Annotated in this window: 16 protein-coding genes; 10 read left to right on the forward strand and 6 right to left on the reverse strand. The window is 60.0% G+C overall.

Annotated elements, in window-relative coordinates; all coding sequences use genetic code 11:
- Positions 1-74: 74 nt before the first annotated feature.
- Positions 75-998 (reverse strand): glycoside hydrolase family 26 protein, encoded by a 924-nt coding sequence (locus NKI21_RS21550; protein WP_128305696.1) that lies wholly within the window; start codon positions 996-998, stop codon positions 75-77.
- Positions 999-1,623: 625 nt separating this feature from the next.
- Here NKI21_RS21550 and NKI21_RS21555 point away from each other — a divergent pair.
- The 3 genes from NKI21_RS21555 to NKI21_RS21565 all read left to right on the forward strand — a co-directional run bounded on the left by NKI21_RS21555 (position 1,624) and on the right by NKI21_RS21565 (position 7,042).
- Complete coding sequence (locus NKI21_RS21555; RefSeq protein WP_352722763.1) at positions 1,624-3,510, forward strand: glycosyltransferase family 2 protein; 1,887 nt, start codon at positions 1,624-1,626, stop codon at positions 3,508-3,510.
- A gap of 227 nt (positions 3,511-3,737) precedes the next feature.
- On the forward strand, positions 3,738-6,179 hold the full coding sequence (locus tag NKI21_RS21560; protein WP_352722762.1) for a sulfatase-like hydrolase/transferase: 2,442 nt from the start codon (positions 3,738-3,740) through the stop codon (positions 6,177-6,179).
- Between the two features lie 446 nt (positions 6,180-6,625).
- Entirely contained in the window at positions 6,626-7,042 is a 417-nt protein-coding gene (locus tag NKI21_RS21565; protein WP_352867190.1) for a hypothetical protein, read from the forward strand.
- Between the two features lie 260 nt (positions 7,043-7,302).
- Here NKI21_RS21565 and NKI21_RS21570 read toward each other — a convergent pair whose 3' ends face one another.
- Together NKI21_RS21570 and NKI21_RS21575 are read right to left on the reverse strand one after the other, a co-directional pair.
- Positions 7,303-8,304, reverse strand: coding sequence for a glycosyltransferase family 2 protein (locus NKI21_RS21570; RefSeq protein ID WP_352867306.1), 1,002 nt, complete (start codon positions 8,302-8,304; stop codon positions 7,303-7,305).
- Positions 8,305-8,348: 44 nt separating this feature from the next.
- Positions 8,349-9,278 (reverse strand): lysylphosphatidylglycerol synthase domain-containing protein, encoded by a 930-nt coding sequence (locus NKI21_RS21575; protein WP_502896766.1) that lies wholly within the window; start codon positions 9,276-9,278, stop codon positions 8,349-8,351.
- A gap of 428 nt (positions 9,279-9,706) precedes the next feature.
- Between NKI21_RS21575 and NKI21_RS21580 the strand changes: the two genes are divergently transcribed.
- Positions 9,707-10,300, forward strand: coding sequence for a DUF995 domain-containing protein (locus NKI21_RS21580; RefSeq protein ID WP_352867194.1), 594 nt, complete (start codon positions 9,707-9,709; stop codon positions 10,298-10,300).
- A gap of 686 nt (positions 10,301-10,986) precedes the next feature.
- On the opposite strand, the gene galE is transcribed toward NKI21_RS21580, so the two are convergent.
- Together galE and NKI21_RS21590 are read right to left on the reverse strand one after the other, a co-directional pair.
- The gene (galE, locus tag NKI21_RS21585; RefSeq protein WP_352442187.1) at positions 10,987-12,066 is read right to left on the reverse strand and encodes a UDP-glucose 4-epimerase GalE; all 1,080 of its coding nucleotides are present in this window, start codon (positions 12,064-12,066) and stop codon (positions 10,987-10,989) included.
- Entirely contained in the window at positions 12,063-13,100 is a 1,038-nt protein-coding gene (locus NKI21_RS21590; protein WP_352442188.1) for a UDP-glucuronic acid decarboxylase family protein, read from the reverse strand. Before NKI21_RS21590 ends, galE begins: the two co-directional genes overlap by 4 nt.
- 1,052 nt (positions 13,101-14,152) lie before the next feature.
- Between NKI21_RS21590 and NKI21_RS21595 the strand changes: the two genes are divergently transcribed.
- The 5 genes from NKI21_RS21595 to NKI21_RS21615 all read left to right on the forward strand — a co-directional run bounded on the left by NKI21_RS21595 (position 14,153) and on the right by NKI21_RS21615 (position 17,868).
- The gene (locus NKI21_RS21595; protein ID WP_352442189.1) at positions 14,153-14,758 is read left to right on the forward strand and encodes a hypothetical protein; all 606 of its coding nucleotides are present in this window, start codon (positions 14,153-14,155) and stop codon (positions 14,756-14,758) included.
- A 61-nt stretch (positions 14,759-14,819) separates the two neighbouring features.
- Positions 14,820-15,674 carry a 23S rRNA (adenine(2030)-N(6))-methyltransferase RlmJ gene (locus tag NKI21_RS21600; protein WP_128305672.1) on the forward strand — a complete coding sequence of 285 codons (855 nt, stop codon included), beginning with the start codon at positions 14,820-14,822 and terminating at the stop codon, positions 15,672-15,674.
- A 193-nt stretch (positions 15,675-15,867) separates the two neighbouring features.
- The gene (locus tag NKI21_RS21605) at positions 15,868-16,320 is read left to right on the forward strand and encodes a hypothetical protein (protein WP_023813788.1); all 453 of its coding nucleotides are present in this window, start codon (positions 15,868-15,870) and stop codon (positions 16,318-16,320) included.
- Positions 16,321-16,453: 133 nt separating this feature from the next.
- Positions 16,454-17,035 (forward strand): TetR/AcrR family transcriptional regulator, encoded by a 582-nt coding sequence (locus tag NKI21_RS21610; RefSeq protein WP_352867199.1) that lies wholly within the window; start codon positions 16,454-16,456, stop codon positions 17,033-17,035.
- Positions 17,032-17,868: an EamA family transporter gene (locus NKI21_RS21615; RefSeq protein WP_352867203.1), complete on the forward strand. Its 837-nt coding sequence runs from the start codon at positions 17,032-17,034 to the stop codon at positions 17,866-17,868. The genes NKI21_RS21610 and NKI21_RS21615 overlap by 4 nt, the downstream gene beginning before the upstream one ends.
- Positions 17,869-17,906: 38 nt before the next feature.
- On the opposite strand, the gene NKI21_RS21620 is transcribed toward NKI21_RS21615, so the two are convergent.
- The gene (locus NKI21_RS21620; protein ID WP_352550507.1) at positions 17,907-18,218 is read right to left on the reverse strand and encodes a transcriptional regulator; all 312 of its coding nucleotides are present in this window, start codon (positions 18,216-18,218) and stop codon (positions 17,907-17,909) included.
- A gap of 574 nt (positions 18,219-18,792) precedes the next feature.
- On the opposite strand from NKI21_RS21620, the gene NKI21_RS21625 reads away from it, so the two are divergent.
- A complete protein-coding gene (locus NKI21_RS21625) occupies positions 18,793-19,257 on the forward strand; it encodes a hypothetical protein (RefSeq protein WP_024504297.1) in 465 nt (154 codons plus the stop codon).
- Positions 19,258-19,260: the final 3 nt, after the last annotated feature.

Raw genomic sequence — 19,260 nt, forward strand, 5'->3', positions numbered from 1 at the left:
TGGAGCATGATGCCTGGACAGATGGTGCCCCGTTTGTCCGAAAAGCCGCTTTCTCACTTTTTCAGTATCATGCTCTAGGGCAAGACATGCTGGGTCACCCTCCAGTCGGGCAGACCATAGCCGCCCAGCCACGGCCACACTTCCTTCTGGTTGAAGTAGACGACCGAAGTCAGAGCCGGGAACTCCGCGTAGGATTTGCGGGAATCTTCCTGCCATTTCGAGACATAGTCCTGCTTTCCGACATAGCCGAGTTCCGCAACGACGATCGGCTTGTTGAACACCGCAACGCGGTCATAGCCGGGCTTCAGCAGTTCAGCGAAGGTGCGGTCACGACCGGTCTCGTCACCGTCTTTTTTCTGCAGACCGAACACCGACAGGCCGATGACGTCGACATAGTCGTCGCCGGGGTAGTATTTTTCCAAACCCTCTTCGCCTTTGGGCGACCACATGTACTTGGCGGCGGGGGCAGCCTTGCGGCAGATGTCGACTTCGCGCTTGTAAGCGGAGATCCAGTCCTTGGGAGCCCAGTTGGCCCAGGTGAAGCGGCCGTTCTTGTCTTCCATTTCCTGAGCCCAGCGAATGGTCACCGGGCTCTTCATCTGTCCCACCAGGCCGCAGATTGCCTGCATGTTGGCATCATATTTGCCGCTCAAAATGCCGTCGCGCAATTCGGGCGGGGTGATGCGCCAGTCCTTGGACCATGTCCACGGCTCAATCGTGATCAGAAGCGAACGGCCGCGCTGCAGCGCATAAGCGTCGGCAAGCGGCAGCGTCGACAGATCGACGTCTTCCCAGGGCAGGAACAGCTCTTCGATGCTGGCGCTCTTGTCGGTGCTGAAGTCCCCGTAGGGATCATAGGAACCGAACGCCGACGCAGCGCTGCTCGTCTGAACGGGGTCGGTCGCGGTTACGGAGCCGGCCCCTCCTGCAGTAGGGAAGGCGGCGCTTCCGCCCAATACCAGCGCGATTGCAAGTGCCTTTGCCGCGGAGTGTGTCATCATAGATTCTCCCATGGCCTCGACTTCTCGCGGAAGTTAAGGCTTCGCCCGTGCGCATCGATGCCTGATCGATACGGCTACCCAAAAAACCTGTCGGCTCCATTGGCGGAATCTGCGGGATTTCGGAGCGATCATTGGCGGTTGTGCGAACCTTCGCACGAAGCCCACCCAAAATTACTTCTCAAGGCGCCAACACAGAAGGAGCCGTCGAGAGAGTTTCGCCGCGATACTCACAAATTCGCGTCAATATTCCGATATATCATCCCGGTCTAATTTAAGAGCCGGGCGGACCAAAGAGTCAAGCGCAATTAATGGTTGCTTAACCATGATGTTCGCAACATGGTTAACGCTGCCTTGGGCGCTTCTTCCTGCGGACAGCCTCGGCCCCTTCGACGGATTCTCCGACGCTGAAACTTTTGCCGGCTGTGATTGCAGTGCTGGTCGGGGGAGGCGTCCACGGAATTACCCTCCCGATTCAAGATGTTAAGTTAACCAATTCGCAAGAAGTATAGTTAACCAACACTTAATTTAGTTGACTCTAAGACACCCAAGTGGATTCTAAGGGCGGGTTTTCAAGGCGCGTCTGCCGTCGTTCGGCTGATGCTCGGGTGGCGGCGGTACGTGTATGAGTGTTTCCGCGGACGTGGGGATCATCAGCGGCAAGACCATGCCGAAACGGGGGCGTGGGGCGGCTCCGGGGAAGGCGGCGGAGAAGCCTCCTTTTCTGGTGCCGGTGCTGTCGGCCACCCAGCGGCGGATCTGGAGGCTGGGACTTGCCTGCTGGTCGGTAACGTTCGGATTTTTCTGGTTCTGGTGGCTGCAGCCCGGGCACATCGAACATGTCATTCCATACATGCTGGCGACATTGACGCTCGTATGGCTGACGTTCATGCCGATGTATTTTCTCTTGAACGTGCATGCGATGAAAAAGCCGTCCAGTCTTCACACGATCCCGGAACGTTCGCGGGTCGCGATGGTGGTGACCAAGGCTCCGTCCGAACCGTTTTCGGTGGTTGCGCGAACGCTCGAAGCGATGCTGGCGCAGGACTGTCCGCATGATACCTGGCTGGCCGACGAGGACCCGTCAGAGGAAACGATTGCCTGGTGCGATGCCCATAACGTCATGATTTCGACGCGGCGCGGGCGGGAAGATTATCACCGCAAGGTGTGGCCCCGCCGGACGCGCTGCAAAGAGGGAAACCTGGCGTTCTTCTACGACCACTATGGTTATGAGCGCTACCACTTCGTCGCTCAGATGGATGCGGACCACGTCCCGACACCAACCTATCTCAGGGAAATCCTGGTCGCCTTTGCCGACCCGGCGGTTGGCTATGTATCGGCGCCGAGCATATGCGACAACAATGCCGCTGAAAGCTGGTCGGCACGCGGCCGACTGTTCCCGGAAGGGATGTTCCACGGACCCTTGCAGTCCGGCCATACGGGCGACGGAACGCCGCTCTGCATCGGCTCGCACTATGCCGTGAGAACCGCAGCGCTCAAGCAGGTCGGCGGCCTTGGCCCGGAACTGGCCGAAGATCACTCGACGTCCATGCTGTTCATTGCGGCTGGTTGGCGCGGTGTGCATGCCATAGACGCCATTGCCCATGGCGATGGCCCGCAGACCTTTGCCGATCTTGTCACGCAGGAGTTCCAGTGGTCGCGGAGCCTGATGACGATCATGCTCGAATACTCGCCCATATACCTTTCCAAGCTATCGCCACGGCTGAAATTCCAGTTCCTGTTTCGCCAGCTCTGGTATCCGCTTTTCGCCGTGTTTTCGCTTGTCATGTACGTCATGCCTATGTACGCGCTTCTGACGGGGAAGAGCTTCGCCAATGTGACATATGTTGATTTCCTTTTATACTATGCTCCGAACTCTATTTCCCTGATTATGCTGGTGATGTTGCTGAAGGCATTCGACCTGTCGCGCCCGCTCACTGCCAGGACGATCAGTTGGGAGGGAATGTTGTTCTCATTCTTCGCGCGTTGGCCGTGGGTGCTGGCGGGCACGCTGTCGTCGATCCGTGATTATGTGACCAAGTCGTTCGTGGATTTTCGTGTTACCCCCAAGGGCAGTGGCCCGAAAAATCTGCTGCCTGCCCGCGTCATCGTTCCGTATGTGGCACTTGCAATCGGAGCTTCGCTGCCGGTCCTTCTGGTGGACCGCGCGTCGGATGCCACCGGCTTCTACTGGTTCGCTGCCTTCAATGCGTTCGTCTACGGGTTGCTTGTGGTCGTAATCATCACCAGGCACCTGGCGGAGAACAGAATTTCGTTGCGGCGCAACGTCGCGAAACTCGCCTTGCAGGCCTCGCTCGCTGGCGTTGCGCTCTTCGTCCCGGGCGCTGCGTTTTATGACCGCGGCCTGGAAGGCATATATGGGCTCCAGCAGGGAGCAGGCGGTGTGCGCATCGTCAGCGTGGCCTACCCGGTTTCCGGAGCCGGGCGTGGTGGGAGCGGAACCCGCACATTCCATCTTGACCCCGCCTGGGATCGGCCAATCGTCAGATAGTCTGGAAGAGCCTGGCGCCCGCCAACTCAGGAATTGCCATGACAAAACACCCAAGGCACGGGGATTTCTCGACCCCAGGGGTGGAAGCGGTGGCTAATTCGAGATCTGTCGGTTCGCCGGGCGAGTGAACCTGGCACTTGGAAAATGGCAGCGGCTTTGAGATTGCAACGTAGCATCAGGCCCTTTGCTCTTTCGGTTGTCATCGCGGTTATGCACGGAACGGTCAGATGGAATTGAAGACACAGCCCGGTTCACAAGGTTCCAAGCGCTTCCTCCGCGCAGGCCTGCTGATCGCTTGCACCGGGTTTTTCTCCTGGGTGCTTCTGGGTGTCTACCGCGGCTTCATCATCGATCCCCAATCGACGCTCCAGGGTCGCTTGGCCTCTATCCCCAGCGGGATAGCGTCAAGCTACCACGATCTGATTTTCATTTCGTCGCTGACGGCAGCAGCCCTGCTCCTGCTTTTCCTGGCAAAGGCCAGCCGCCTCTTCGGCGTCGTCGTGGTCATCACTTTCTATCTCGCCATCCTGATTTCGCTATGTTGGGGGTTTGCCAACATCAATCTCGTCAAAATGCTGAGCGAGCCGTTTACTTTCCAGTGGTTGATCTATGGCGACTTCCTGCAGAATGCCGACGCCAAGAACGCCATAGGTGACGCGCTCAACCCAAGGGATTTCGCATTCTCGTCGTTGTCCATAGTTCTGGCGCTGGTCTTGGGTTATGCGACAGCAGGGCTGTGCGTGCGGCTGGCGGGAACTGCTCGAGCGGTATTGCTGGGGACGCTTTTCCTGTGCGTCGGTGCTGGACTGGTCGGCACCGGGTACCATGTTCGGGCGACGGCCTTGCCAGAGGCAAAGGTTGCCAACCCTATCGTGTACTTTGTTGAATCGGCTCTGTTCAGTCCGACCCCCGTCGTTTTCGCCGTGAATACCGGGGTGGACGTTGACGTCGCCAGCGTTGGGGAACGTCCGGCGGAGACGTCCAGCTTCAAGGTGCAATCACCAAATCCGATAAAGAACGTGCTGGTTTTCATGATGGAATCGGTGCCATCCCGATACGTCGAGACGTTTGGTGGAAAGTATACTGTTACACCAAACATAAAGAGCTACTCAAGTGACTCGATACGCTTCGACAATATATATGCGCACACTCCCTCTACAAACTATTCGATATTTTCGTTGTTCAGCTCGATGTACAATGACATATCTTACTATGGAATGACCGCGAGCCATCCGGATCTGCCGCTGAGTTCAATATCCAACACTCTGACCGCAAGCGGCTTTCGCACCGGATTTTTCTGGAGTGCGGATTCACGGTTCCAGCGCGTGGATGAGTTTCTGCTCAACAAGGGGCTTGATGTCATTCAGGACTACCGTGGGCAGAAATGCGATATTCCCACATTCAAGCTCAGTTCCAAGGAATGGAAGAATTTCGACTACAACAGCGATCTCTGTACCGCTCAATCCGTCATCAACTGGGTGAATGAGGATGCCGAAAATCCCTTCTTCGCGGTGATGTTTACGGCGATGACCCATTACCCGTATCTCATCGACAGCCCGCTGTTTACGGCGATGAAAGAGATCCCCGACCTCTCTGACGGCTCGAAAGTTCACTATTCCGATGACGAGAAGTTCAACGCCTACCTCAACGCGCTGAAGGTCGGCGACCAGGCGCTGGGACAGATACTCGATTCACTCAAGCAGTCCGGCAAACTCGATTCGACGCTTGTGGTCATACTCGGCGACCACGGTGAAGCGTTTGGAGAGCATGGGAACTACGTTCATGCCAGTGCTCTCTACGAAGAAAATATCCATATCCCGCTTATCATGATCAACAAGCAGCTTTTCCATGATGACGTCGCACATGCTGTCGGTGGGATTATCGACATAGCCCCGACCATCCTCGATATACTCGGCCTTCCGCTTCCAAGATCCTGGCAGGGTCACAGCTTGTTCAGCGAGCAGCGGCCGAACAAGACATTCTTCTTCATTCCCTGGAGCGGTTTCCAATTCGGCTACCGCGAAGATGATCGAAAGGTCACCTTCAACGCGACCACCGGCAGCATCGAGGCGTATGACCTCAAGACGGATCCTACGGAAAAGGTCAACCTCATCAAGGCCGGCACCGGCGATCGCACCGCCATCCTGCAGCCGATCGCGGGATGGGTACAGTCGCAGAAGCGCCGCGTTGCCGATATGATCGCCGATGCGACGAAAGACGCGGCGCGTTGCAGCATTGCCAGCCTCGAGATCGACGCGGCCGGTACCAGCTTCGAGGGTTCCCCTCGGCTCGACGTGCTTGTCGACGGAAAGCCGGTTGGACAGGCGGACGTCCTGGGGACGGAAAGCACGGCGATCACAGCAGAATCGATCGTCGCGGAGTTGAAGGCAGCGTCCGCTCATACCGTACCATTTCGCTTCAATCTAAGCGCCGTGCCCAATCCGCGGAAAATCGAACTCCGCTATGCCAACGACTTGTGGGCGGGGCAGGGCAAGGCTGGCGATCGCAACCTGTTCGTCAAGAATATCAAGATAGACGGCCGAGTGGTGCCGAAGAGCAAGCTGCATGTCGACAACAAGACTGTAGGGTTCATCGATGACAGCGGGACCAGCATGTTCAACAGCGGCTCGCTGTGGGTCAGCGGTCCATTTGTCGAGGGGTGCATATAGCGGCATAGGCACCCTGAAGCGGGCCGCCGCATCCAGCCACTTCCGGCGATAAGGATCGCCGGCCCCTTTTTGTCGGCTGGAGAGAGCTTGGGGCAGTCAGCCCTGCCGGCGCCGGTTGCGGCGCTGAGCGTTTATACATCGCAACATCCCTGACAGCCCGAGCGCCGGCTTCTGTTTGCCGCGGGCGCGAGTCCGTCGCGTATGCCGATGTGCCGTTTGGCAAGGCTCCGTCTGCCAGCCGATCCGACAACCGAATTTCCTTCAAATTCGAGCGAAGCGTGAAAGGCTGCGTTCATTATGACGTTTGCACGAATTTTAATAAGTCTCTTCTAATATGATGGAACGATATGAGTAGAAAACGGCCACTCACGAGCGATTAGAAACGACGGATTCGAAGTATATTCTTTGCTTTCAATCACGTTACATTACAGGGCAGGGAGCAGATAATGAAACAGTTTATGGACAATCTGACCGATACAGGCAGAAAATTTGCCTATGCTGTTGCTGCAATCGCATTGGCCTCGATGGTGTCAGGCTGCCAGACGATGGACACGACCAAGACCAGTTCAATCAACGGACGGATCGTTGATCAAGGTTTTGGCAAGAAGGTCCAGCACGTCAGGAAGCTCGATCGCGTCGGAAAGAAGGTTCTTCACCGCAAGCCGCTCACTCAGACGGCCATGGTGACGCGGACGAGGGAGGAGACCTATGCGGCCTTCGTGCGGCCGCAGCGGGTCGGCAGGCCGGCGATGGTGAAGGTCTCCTACAGCCCGGGCAATGGCGGCCCGTTCCTCGGTCATTCGCCTTGGATTTGTGGCCCGAGCGGTTTCGGCCAGCGCGCCAGCTGCCGTTCGCGCTACTAGACCATCGGACCCAAAAGTGGCGGCGCGATTTGAATGAAGGATCCGCCGCTCTTGTCTTCGCCGGGGGCGCGAGTCGAGGGCGAGGGGTTGGCGCAGGATATTGCGCCTTGCCTCGCCCTCAGGCCGCCATTCCCGGCGTCGACGAACCCTGCCGGTCCACTGTCGGCCTTGAAACCAAAATCCCACCCAGCAAGCTGTTGATGAAGCCACCGCTCCGGTCAGCGCTGTGGGCGCGGAGCTTCCATGGCGTTCCGATCAAGTCACGATGGCCGGCTGGGGGGGAGCCAGCCGTCATTGTCACCGGGCGCCGGCTGTGGCCGCGCGACATAGGCCGATGCTCCATTCGCTTCGTGATAGACCCGTGCCAGCATTTCAGCCAGCACGCCCGACGTCACCATCTGCACCCCGGCGATGAGCAGGAAGAAGCCGGTGAACAGCATCGGGCGTGTTCCGATGTCCTCGGCGAAAAGCAGCTTCAGGCAAAGCAGGTAGGCAAGGATCAGCGAACCCAGCGCGCCAAGCACGATGCCGATGCCGCCGAAGAAGTGCCCGGGCCGTGTGCGATAGCGCATGAAGAAATACATGAACACCAGATCGAGCACGACCCTGAAGGTGCGCGAAATGCCGTATTTGGACTGGCCGTGGATGCGGGCATGGTGCGTCACCACCTCCTGCGCGATGCGTCTGGGTGTCGTCACCGTGGCCAGCCATGCCGGGATGAAGCGGTGCATCTCGCCATAGAGCTTGACGCTGCGGATGACGTTGCCGCGATAGACCTTCAGGCTGCAGCCATAGTCCTTGAGGCGCACCCCGGTGACGCGCGCGATCAGCGCGTTGGCAATGCGCGAGGGCAGCCTGCGCATGAAAAACCCTTCCTGGCGATCCTTGCGCCAGCCGACCACCAGGTCGAGATCCTCGCTCAACAGGCGGTAGACCATACGCGGAATGTCGAAGGGATCATTTTGCAGGTCGCCGTCGATCGTGGCGATGACGTCGCCGCGCGCCGCGTCGATGCCGGCCTGCATCGCGGCGGTCTGCTTGTAGTTGCGCACCAGCTCGACCGCATGCACATGCGGGCCGTAATGCGCCGCCAGGCGCCTGATCTCGCTCACCGTCGCGTCGGTACTGCCGTCATCGACCAGCACGACCTCCCATGGCTGCTCGTAGCGTTCCATAGCCTGGTGAATCCGTGCCAGCAGTGGCTCGACGTTTTCGGCTTCGTTGTACATGGGTACGACGATGGACAGTGTATGGTCCGGCATCACCGTGCCGTCAGGCAGTCCCGAAGCAGGGATGGGCAATACGCTCATAGGGATGGTTTCCTTGCAGGGCCGACGGCCGGGTTCCCCGGCAGCGTCGATTTCGAGGGAAACAGCCAGGCGATCGCACCCGTGGCGATTGCCGAGCAGAAGATGAACAGATGCAGTGCCAGCGCTGCCTGAAGGCCGCTCTTCATGGCAATGCCGGAGGTGAGCAGCGCCGCCGCTGCACCCGCCTCGTAGGTGCCGAAGCCGGCAACGCCTTGCACCGGCAGTATGGCGGCGCCTTCGGCCCCGACGACGCCTGGAAAGGCGGTCGAAAAGGATGTCCCCAGCAGCATTGCCAGCAACCATCCCTGTACGGTGAGCTTCAGCGACCAATTGGCGATCGTCCACCACCAGCCATAGCGCGATCGGCCGGTCGCCTCGGTAAAGACATCGCGCAGCCTGCCGAGTTTCGCCACGATCTTGCCGCGGCCTGCCCAGTCATGCGGCGCACGCGCCCAGCGCGGCAGATACCAGGCGGCAGCGATCACCGCGGCCACGCCCGCGATCCTTGTCGCCGGGTGCAGGCCCGGCCACACCGCCAGGGCCAGCACGCCGACGACGAAGGCATCCTGCAGCCTGAACCACAGAAGCGAGGCGCTGGCGCGCATGATTGGTATGCCGAAGACCTGGCGCAGGAGCAGGGGAAAGGCCGTCTCGCCGCCGCGAAAGGGCACGACGTTGATCATTGCATTGTGGATCAGGATGATCCGCAGGCAGGCACCGAAACGGCCATGCACCTCGTCGCGGAACTCGTCGCAGACGCGCAGCGCGCGCAGCACGTAGGTGACGAACAGCGCAAGCGCCACCGCCGCGAAAGCGCCGGGCGTGATGCTCGCGAAAGCATCGCCCACCATCTTCCAGCGCGAGTCGCTGACGACCCACGCCAGCAGGGCCAGGCTCACGATTATTGAGGCAGCTCGTTTCAACAATTCAACAATTCCTGCGCAGGCTTGCGCTATCGGATTCCGTCGGCCGCGGCGTGCTGTATCTCAAAATCCACGCCATTGGTAGCGGCCCAAGCCTTTCCGATCGACCGCATTGCCTGGCTTGCGAGCGCGCATCCGCGCAACTTCAGGCGGCCGCTGAACCTCCGGCATTGGCCTGCTTTCCGACCCGACTATGGCCTCGGTTTCATCGATGGCTGCTGATTTAGGTCGGCCGGCTGTCCGGATCCATAAGCCCGATGCGCAATCGCGATGTTGCCGTCTTGATGGACAATGCGCGTGTCGCGAATAGTTGTTGCCCGCATGCTTTGCGGCGGTTGACACCGCCTTTCTCACGACTGTTAAATGGTTCGCGTGGCCGTCAAAGCGCTGACGACGCCGCCCTGGACTGAATAAACATGCGAGTGCCAGCTATGCCGACAGCTTTGATCAGATCGCTGCCGCTTGATGTCGGCCGTCGGAATCGCAAGGGGCCCCGCCTGCGTGCAAGTTTCAAGCAACTTGTGCTGCTCCTGGCTCTCTGCGGTCAGGTGGCTGTTTCGGGAGCGGCGCAAGCGGCCGCCGCCAACGACAAAAGCACGGCGGAACCCGTTACCGCCGCTGTTCCGACTGCTTACGAACTACAGCTTCTGTATGCTGGCCGCACATGGATATGGAAGGACGGAGCAGCTTATTTCGCGCGGGACAATCGACACCTCAGGGCCTGGACGTCCGGGCAGGACACGGCAACCGTCGCGGAGGGCAGATGGCTGGTGACCAAGGACGGCAAGATGTGCATGGAGCTCGCCTGGCGATCGAAGAGCTACACCGGCGACCAGCACCGCACCTGCTACAGCCATCGCATTCAGGGCCGGAACATCGAGCAACGCAAGGATCCGGACGGGGAATGGTACGGTTTCAAGCGATCTCCCGAGGATCCTTCCGACGAATACAAGAAATTCGAAGCAGGCGACACCAAGGGCGCGCAGTTCGAAGAGACCCGCAAGCTGGTCGATGCCAAGAACTAGGCCATGCTTCCAGCCGCGCTGAGATGGCCTGGCTGTTCTTGCCGTGTGCCTGTCGCGGAACCCGCGAATCGCTTATGGTGAAGCCTTCAGCGGCTCGGCAGGCGCGGTCGTCGCGCCGATCGCATCTAGTCGCATTCAATTGCATCAGCCAGACGACGAGACGATGGCCTGCCATACGGTTTGATGAAATTTAATAATTAGTGATATCTAATATAGCGTGTGATGTGCGAGTGGTCACTCATGCGGCGTGAAAGCGGCCCAAGTATAGTATGTCGCAACGCGCCCTTGGCTTATACTTGATAGCAAGGGACAGAGGATGAGAAATTCCGCGAGCGTATTTCGCTCAAGCAAAAATGTCGTATCTATTGCCGCGGCCGTAGCGTTGAGCTCTATGGTTGCAGGTTGTCAAGGTATGGACGCAACTGAAACCGGTTCGGTCCTTATCAGGCCCATAGTCCACCCGGTCCGCAGTCAGTCCGCGGTCCAGCCCGTGCAGGCCACATTTCTCGTGCGCTCGCTCCGTGCCGACCATCCGATCCAGATGACAAGCACAATAGCAACTGAAAGTGCCTACGCCTTTGCACCACCGCAACGGATCAAAGCCAGCACGCCGGCGCCGGTGAAAATCTCGTTCAATCCGGGCGATGGCAGCACGTTCTCGGGCGGCTCGCCTTATATCTGCAGCCCTAGCGGATTTGGCCAGCGCGCGAGCTGTCACCCCCGCTATCTCTGACTCGTCGAGCGACGACCGACGCTGCCACCCTGGCTGGCGGCAGTTTCATTGGCTTGGTCTTCAGTCCGAAAAAGGGAGCGGCCGTCCTGACAATGGTGTCGATGTCTGAAAGCTCCGGCACAAAGCCAAGATGTTCGCGTGCGCTTCCCGGATCGGCGTAGAGCTCCGCCGGATCCCCAGGGCGTCGGCTCCTGAGCACTGCCGGAACCGGCCTCGACGTCATTCGGCCGACCGCCTTGACGATCTCCTTGATGGAGATGCCCCGCCCGGTGCCGAGATTGACCGCAAGACTTCGCCCGCCACCCTCGAGATAGATGAGCGCTTTCAGGTGAGCGCGGGCCAGATCGGTGACGTGGATATAATCCCTTACGCAGGTGCCGTCCGACGTGTCGTAGTCGGTGCCGAAAACCTCGATCGCGTCGATGATGCCCGATGCGGCCATGAGCACTCTGGGAACCAGATGGGTTTCCGGCGAATGCCACTCACCGAGCTCGCCGTCGGGATCGGCGCCACAAGCGTTGAAATAGCGCAGGATCGCAAATTTCATTCCATACGCCGATGCATAGTCGCCGATGATCTGTTCACCCATCAGCTTGGAGCGCCCGTAGGGGCTGATCGGATTTTGCGAGGAGGTCTCGCGAACGGGCAACGCTTCCGGCACGCCGTAGGTCGCACAACTGCTGGAGAAGATGATGTTTTCGATCGAACTCGCGCGTGCGGCATCGAGCACCGCGATGGTGCCTGTCACATTGGTCGAATAATATTCGGCCGGCTCGCGAACGGACTCTCCGACATAGGCCAGCGCCGCAAAATGGATCACGGCCGTCGGCCGGTACGTTTCCATAGCCCGCCGCAGTGCATCCTGATCCCGGATATCGCCGACGACAAGCGGACCCCAGCCGACGGATCTCTCATTGCCGCGGCTCAGATTGTCGAAAACCACCGGCATGTAGCCGGCGGCGGCCAGCTGCTTGCAGGTGTGACTGCCGATGAAACCGGCTCCACCCGTCACCAGGACTGCCGGCCGGCTCATGAAGCGGCAGCTCCTCTGGCGATGTGGCTTCCGTAAAGCAGGGCATCAAAATACTCGACGGTACGCGCGAGCCCCTGGCTCAAGCTGATTTTCGGCTCCCAGCCGAGATTGGCCTTGGCAAAGGAGATGTCCGGCTTGCGCTGCCTGGGATCGTCGACGGGCAGCGGCCGATGCACGATCTTCGATCGGGCGTTGGTGTAATCGACGACCAGCGTCGCCAGTTCCATGATGGTGAATTCGGCAGGGTTGCCGAGATTGACCGGGTGGGCGGGCGCGCTCGGCGCGTTCATCAGTCGGATAAAGCCCTCGATCAGATCGTCGGCATAGCAGAAAGAGCGCGTCTGTTGGCCGCTGCCATAGACGGTCAGGTCCTCGCCGCGCAGCGCCTGGACGATGAAGTTCGAAACCACACGCCCATCGTCGGGCTGCATGCGGCGACCATAGGTGTTGAAAATGCGGGCGACACGGATATCGAGGCCATAGGTCCTCGAATAATCGAAGAACAGGGTTTCGGCCGAGCGCTTGCCTTCATCGTAGCAGGAACGCGGTCCGTGCGTGTTGACGTTGCCGAAGTAGCTCTCGGGCTGTGGGTGCACGAAGGGATCGCCATAGACTTCGGATGTAGAGGCCTGGAATATCTTGGCCTTGTTCTGTCGCGCGAGTTCCAGAAGGTTCAGCGATCCAAGCACGCTTGTCTTGAAGGTGTGGATCGGGTCTGCCTGGTAGTGCGGCGGAGAGGCGGGGCAGGCGAGATTGTAGATCTCGTCGCATTGAAGATCCGAAGGCAATGCATCGACGATGTCGTGCTCGATGCAACTGAAGCGCGGATTATGCAGAAGGGTATTGAGATTGTATCTTTTGCCGGTGTGGAAATTGTCCAGCGCGACAACGTCGTATCCGTCCCGCAAAAGACGTTCGCACAGATGCGATCCTAAAAATCCCGCTCCTCCGGCGACAAGGGCGCGTGGTCGGCTTTGGTTGGCGCCCCTTTGGCTGCCGGATTCCAGTTTCAGAACCTTGACAAGCTTACTCATGCTTTCCTCATACGCACCGCACACGCTACCGCCGGGCCGGGACAAAGCATCGCCCGGCCACGTTCCTCAGAACGTGGCAAACCTCCGCATCTGCGGAACCGCCATCACTGATGTACGTCAATTGTTCTTTGGCTTTCGCGAAGCTGGTGCGACTACACAACCTCCGTGCTGCCACTCAGCATTCTCTGCGCCCCGAAATCGCGATTACACGCTCGGTGTCACCATCGTCGATTGCTCGCCCAAATTGCACATCCCAACGCATCGAAAATATACCTGTGGAAATCATAGTCAACTAAATTAGATGTTTCTTAACCATATCTGTTTGCGAATGGTTAATCACGGGCCGGCATCGGCCCCGAGCTGAACCGGGAGATGTCCAGAGCAGTTCCTCATTTTGAATCAGCGTATTGGGTCGGTCGCTGGCCGTCGGCGCCACACGCTGTTTGTTATGTCGAATCAGCGCTTGGCAGCCAAGATCGCCATGAATGAGGGGTTGCGCAATTCAGGGCGAGGTCGGGATGGATCCAGCCGAAAGTGGATTTAACGACCCAAGCGACGGGAAAATTTCAGATAGCAACGAGATTGCTGCCCGAAACCGCTCGGAGTGCAAATATAAATTCCAGGGCGCGAATATTCATACCATAGGGCTTGAACTATCGGAGGCACGCCGCAGCTGGCTATAGTGGGAAGAAGGGCAAGGGCTAAAGCTTTGTAAGCAAATTCATTCACAGGAACGAATTTTGACTTCATCCTCTTTTGGTGCCGCTGTTCATGATCTTTGCGCATCAAAGCCTCTGGTTCGCAAGGCGCGCCGATGGCCCATTTCGCCGAAAAGCGCATGCGCGTGTTCATTTCATAGTGGAGGAGAGGCCACTTCGGCAACGAATTTTAAGCGCATAGGTAGAACTCCGCACTGGCGCGCGGCCACGCCGCCACCGGGTTGTTACTTGCGCACCTCTAACTCGATCGCCTGGGGTGGCGACCCGGCTGGCCATCGCCTTTTGATCGTTGGGGCGCTATTGGCAAGGTCACGATGGAATGTGGTGATGTGAATGCGCTTTCTGTTTGTCCTGATCCTGCTCGTCGGCGCCGGCATCGGTGTCGTCTATCCCTGGGCGATGAGCAACTTCTCCGGCCATCAGATCGGCACCTGGCGGGTCTATGAGCAGGGCCGCTTCAAGCCGCTGACGGTGCCGCTCTCCGGCCGCGACGCGCCGGTGCGGGTGCTGGTCGACCTGACCGCAAGAGCAGAGCGCATCGTCTCGCAGCAGCGCACCGTGCTGACGCTGACCGCTGCAAGCAATGGCCGCACGGTGCTCGCCTCGACGCTGCAGTTCAACCATTCCGACAATCCTCGCCAGGCCAGCCCGCAACTGCCCGACAAGATCTTTCGCGACGAGGCCGGCGTGATCGCGACCGTCAGCCCGGGTCCCTACATCTTCACCGTCGGACCGGGTGATGCCGACGACATACCGATGCGGGCGGTCGATCTCATCCTGCGCTCCGGCGCCGGCGAGATCGACAGCCGTGCACGGCCGGTCGGCTTCGCGCTGATGGCGATCGGCCTGATCGGGTTCTTGCTGACTTTGCGCACTCGTGGCGGCCGGCCGGAAAATCCCAACTCGCAGCCGCCACCGCCGCGCTGGGGCAGGGGCTGATGCATGTCGCCCAAAAGTGTGCAGCGGTTTGGGACAACGACGTGCATAACGGTACAAAACCATGAACTACCGCCACGCCTATCATGCCGGGAATTTCGCTGACGTCGTCAAGCATGTCGTGCTGACACGCTTGCTCGAGTATCTGAAGCAGAAGGACAAGGCGTTTCGGGTCGTCGACACCCATGCCGGTATTGGCCGCTACGACCTGTCGTCCGTCGAAGCGCAGAAGACGGGTGAATGGCAAGGCGGCATCGGCAGGCTGATCGATGCCTCGTTTGCCGCGCCGGTGGCGGTGCTGCTCGCGCCTTATCTGGAGACAATACGGTCGCTCAACCCCGAGGGTGGCATCCAGAAGTACCCGGGCTCGCCGTTGATTGCGCGCCATCTCATGCGCAAGCAGGATCGGCTGACGGCGATCGAGCTGCACCCCAAGGATGCCGCGAGGCTGAGGACGTTCTTTGCCGGCGATTTCCAGGCCCGGATCATCGAGCTCGATGGCTGGCTGGCGCTCGGCGCCCATCTGCCGCCGAAGGAAAAGCGCGGCCTTGTCCTCATCGATCCGCCATTCGAGGAAGCGGGTGAGTTCGAACGCCTTGTCGACGGGCTTATAAGGGCGCACAAGCGGTGGCCCGGCGGCATCTACGCGCTCTGGTATCCGATCAAGGACCGCAAGGCGATCATCGCCTTCCGCAAGGCGCTGAAGCAATCCGGCATTCCGAAGCTGCTCGACATCGAATTCGAGATCAGGCCGGCCTCTTCGGAACCCAGCCTCGACGGCAGCGGTCTGCTGGTGGTCAACCCGCCGTTCACGCTGGAGGGCGAGCTGCGGACGCTGCTGCCGGCCCTGCACAGGCTGCTTGCGGTGGGGCGGCCGGCGCACTGGTCGTTGGAATGGCTGGCCGGCGAGCAGGCTTGAGGCGGGCTCATCGATGACCCAGGGACCGTGCTCTCTTGGGTCTGGATATGAACGTGCCAGAGCCATTCCGGTGCGTGCAAACTCGGCTTTGGTCAAAAAGCGGTTTCAAACTGGGAAACCATTGTCAACGCAACCGCTTGACCGCCGCCGAGCGAATCCGCACAGTGCGCGCAATCGACCTTGAGAGGCTGCCATGACTCGCTTCGCCAAATCCGCCCTTGCCGCCCTGATTTCGCTCTGCACCCCGCTTGCCGCGCCTCTCGGTATCACCCAGACCGTGCAGGCCGCCGATCTTACGGTCTATTCCGATGAAGACAGCGGGGTCTGCGGTCAGCCCTGGGTACTGAACAAGATCACCAGCCGCTTTTCCTATCAGGTGCATCACGTGCCGCATCTGCCTGACGTGCAGATCACCGATTTCCGGCGCATCCACCAGCATCGCTATCTGGCGGCCAACGATACCTGGCCGATCGGTCGCCGTTATTGCGGCGCCACCGTCAGTCTGTCCGACGGCCGCGATCGCACCATCTGGTACCTGATCGAGGAAGGCCAGGGCTTTGCCTCGATCGGCGACAATGTCGAATTTTGCGTCTCGGGCTTCGACCGCTGGATGGTCTACAACGGCCGCTGCCGCATTCTGCGCTAAACCCGGTCTCCCCTTCCAATCTCTTTCGCGCCTGTGGCTTGATCGGCTGCAGGCGTTTTTTGTGCCGCGTTGACAGCAGACGCGATCCGTCGCATAGCTATGAGACAGACCTGTCTCACCACTCGGTAAACGCATGACACCATCGCCCGTTTCCGATAAGCGCCAGCACGTCGTTGAAACGGCCTACGTGCTGTTCAAGCGCGCCGGCTTCCATGCGACCGGTATCGACCGGATCATCGCCGAAGCCGATGTGGCCAAGATGACGATGTATCGCCACTTTCCCAGCAAGGACGAACTGATCCTCGAGGTGCTTGGCTATCGCGCTATGCGTTTCGACCGCCAGCTCGACCGGCTCGCCCAAGAGGGCATTCCGCCGGAACAGAAAATCGGAAGAATCTTCGACTGGCATGCACGCTGGTTCCGCAGCCCGGATTTCCATGGCTGTCTGTTCGCACATGCGCTGGCCGAGTTCGGCGATCCCAGGCATCCGATTTTCAAAGCCGTTGTCAGGCAGAAGAACGGCCTCAAGCGGCGCATGCGGTCTATCCTCGAAGATATGATGCCGCGCGGCCGCGCCGAGAGCGTGGCGGCGACGCTGCTTATGCTGATCGAAGGTGCGACCTTGCTGGCGCAGATGGGGCAGGCCGAAGCCGCCATTCGCGACGCCCGCAAGGCGGCCATGGGCATCGTCGCTGCTTCGCGCAGGCCGCAATGAGCCCGCTGGTCATCGGGCTCGCATTGTTTGCGGCGATCCTGCACGCAAGCTGGAACGCGTTCCTGCGCACGGGGGCCGACAGGCTGTGGACCGTCACCGTCATGAGCTTTTCAAGCACGGCGCTCGCCATCCCCTTCGCCTTCTTCCACGACCTTCCGGCCGCGCCGGCCTGGTCCTATATCGTGCTCTCGGCCTGCCTGCAGGTTGGCTACAGCTTGTTTCTCGTGGCCGCCTACAGATATGGCGAACTGGGGCAGGTCTATCCGATCGTTCGCGGCAGCGTGCCGCTGCTTGTCACGCTCGGCGGGTTCTTCCTGGCCAACCAGCAGCTCACTCTGCCGCAGACCATTGGTGTCGCGCTGGTTGCGGGCGGCATCATGGGCCTTTCTCTCGGAAGGGGCAGGGCCGCCACGACATCGATATTCTATGCGTTGGCAACGGGAGCTATCATCGCCGCCTATGCGACGGTCGATGCGCTCGGCGTTCGGGCGGCGGGAAACGCCGGCGCCTACACCGCATGGGTCCTGCTGATCTACGGCGCGTTGCTGCCGGCGGCCTTCGTCGCCTGCCGTGGCCGGCTCATTGTCGACCTGCGCGCGTCTGAAACCTGGAAGGCGCTGGGCGGGGGCCTGTTTGCACTTCTGGCCTACGGTGTCGTGGTCGCGGCCTTCGCGCTCGGGCCGGCCGGGCCGATTACCGCGATCCGCGAAACCAGCGTCGTCTTCGCGGCCTTCATCGGACGCCTGTTCCTCGGCGAGGTGCTGACGCCGCGGCGGGTCGGCGCCTGCGCCATCGTCGCGCTCGGCGCCATCTGCCTCGGTTATCAGCCGTGACGGAACTGCGGATCGCGCAGGATTGCCCGGTCACCATGCTATTTCCTGCGCGGCGCCGCCTCGGCCTGATCGAGGATTTTGCGCAGGAATGCGGCGTGGCCGCGGAACGCGCGCCGTCCACTCGTCGTCGCCTTGACGCGCGTCTGCGGCCGGCGGCCGACGAACAGCTTTTCGATGTCGACATAACCCGCCCTGGCCAGCGTATCGAGGTGCGCGCCGAGATTGCCGTCGGTGACGTCCACGATGGCCTTCAGCCCGGTGAAGTCCAGTGTTTGACGCCTTTCCAGCATGCTCAGCGCGGCCATGATCCTGAGCCGAGTGCTCTGGTGGATGATTTCGTCGGCACTCATCGATTGGCTCCGGCGCAGCCAAGCCGGAGGCCACGGACAACCATGCTGCCGCCGTGGCGGACCGTCTTGGCAATCTGGAACGGCGGCAGCGCCGCTTGCTCCTGTGCGATCGACATTGAAGTGCTCCCGCATGCTGTACAGAATACTCTGTCATGTAGAGTTATCTGTCAATTCACGAGCAAGCCGATCTGCGATCGTGCTTGACAAGACGATGCATCGACCGGCTGTCGCATTGCAGTATAGATCGTGCGCCTGCACGAGATGATCGCACCGATGAGGCGGCGGTCATGATATCGGCGACCGACGATCGACATGCAAAGCTGTTCACTGATCTTGGGAGCTTCACGAGAGGAGCGGTCCCGCGGAGTGTGGAGAATGTCGGCGACACATTCTAGCCATTGGTCGAAGATCAGCAGTGAATTTCTGCGACGGTCAGCACGACCATGTGCCGATCGTAACCGAAATTTAAGCTGCGAAAATCGGTCTATTGCTTCGCTGGCTAGCAAGCCGCGAGTCAGATATGCATGAGCGTGCCGGGTCATTACGGCCGTCGGCACAAAGGAAGGGGCATCGCATGGCTAAGCAGTCATCCAAAGCGCCGGCGTCCAAGGCACCGGCAAAGAAAGCACCCGCAAAAGCAGCGACGGCAAAGGTCGCAGCTGCAGTGAAGAAAGCAGCACCCGCTGCCAAGCCGAAGGCCGCGGCGGCCAAGGCAAAAGCAGCACCGGCCAAGAAGCCGGCAGCGAAAGCTGCTGCGAAACCGGCAGTGAAGAAGGCAGCACCTGCCAAGGCAGCGGCAAAGCCGGCTGCGAAGGCGGCACCGGCCAAGAAGCCTGCAGCGAAAGCCGCCGCGAAACCCGCAGCGAAGAAGGCAGCACCTGCCAAAAAACCGGCTGCCAAGGCTGCACCTGCCAAGAAGCCGGCTGCGAAGGCTGCTCCGGCAAAGAAGGCTGCGGCAGCGAAATCTTCAGCACCGGTGAAGAAAGCGGCACCTGCGGCCAAGCCGAAGGCAGCGCCCGCGAAGGCCGGCAAGAAGTAGTCG

The organism is Mesorhizobium sp. M0715 (assembly GCF_040320355.1).
Taxonomy (GTDB): domain Bacteria; phylum Pseudomonadota; class Alphaproteobacteria; order Rhizobiales; family Rhizobiaceae; genus Mesorhizobium.

Coding starts and splice junctions, on each gene's coding strand:
- NKI21_RS21550 (WP_128305696.1), bottom strand. CDS start 998: ATGACACACTCCGCGGCAAAGGCACTTGCAATCGCGCTGGTATTGGGC.
- NKI21_RS21615 (WP_352867203.1), top strand. CDS start 17,032: ATGAGCCCGCTGGTCATCGGGCTCGCATTGTTTGCGGCGATCCTGCAC.
- galE (WP_352442187.1), bottom strand. CDS start 12,066: ATGAGCCGGCCGGCAGTCCTGGTGACGGGTGGAGCCGGTTTCATCGGC.
- NKI21_RS21610 (WP_352867199.1), top strand. CDS start 16,454: ATGACACCATCGCCCGTTTCCGATAAGCGCCAGCACGTCGTTGAAACG.
- NKI21_RS21595 (WP_352442189.1), top strand. CDS start 14,153: ATGCGCTTTCTGTTTGTCCTGATCCTGCTCGTCGGCGCCGGCATCGGT.
- NKI21_RS21605 (WP_023813788.1), top strand. CDS start 15,868: ATGACTCGCTTCGCCAAATCCGCCCTTGCCGCCCTGATTTCGCTCTGC.
- NKI21_RS21620 (WP_352550507.1), bottom strand. CDS start 18,218: ATGAGTGCCGACGAAATCATCCACCAGAGCACTCGGCTCAGGATCATG.
- NKI21_RS21560 (WP_352722762.1), top strand. CDS start 3,738: ATGGAATTGAAGACACAGCCCGGTTCACAAGGTTCCAAGCGCTTCCTC.
- NKI21_RS21580 (WP_352867194.1), top strand. CDS start 9,707: ATGCCGACAGCTTTGATCAGATCGCTGCCGCTTGATGTCGGCCGTCGG.
- NKI21_RS21570 (WP_352867306.1), bottom strand. CDS start 8,304: ATGCCGGACCATACACTGTCCATCGTCGTACCCATGTACAACGAAGCC.
- NKI21_RS21565 (WP_352867190.1), top strand. CDS start 6,626: ATGAAACAGTTTATGGACAATCTGACCGATACAGGCAGAAAATTTGCC.
- NKI21_RS21600 (WP_128305672.1), top strand. CDS start 14,820: ATGAACTACCGCCACGCCTATCATGCCGGGAATTTCGCTGACGTCGTC.
- NKI21_RS21625 (WP_024504297.1), top strand. CDS start 18,793: ATGGCTAAGCAGTCATCCAAAGCGCCGGCGTCCAAGGCACCGGCAAAG.
- NKI21_RS21555 (WP_352722763.1), top strand. CDS start 1,624: ATGAGTGTTTCCGCGGACGTGGGGATCATCAGCGGCAAGACCATGCCG.
- NKI21_RS21590 (WP_352442188.1), bottom strand. CDS start 13,100: ATGAGTAAGCTTGTCAAGGTTCTGAAACTGGAATCCGGCAGCCAAAGG.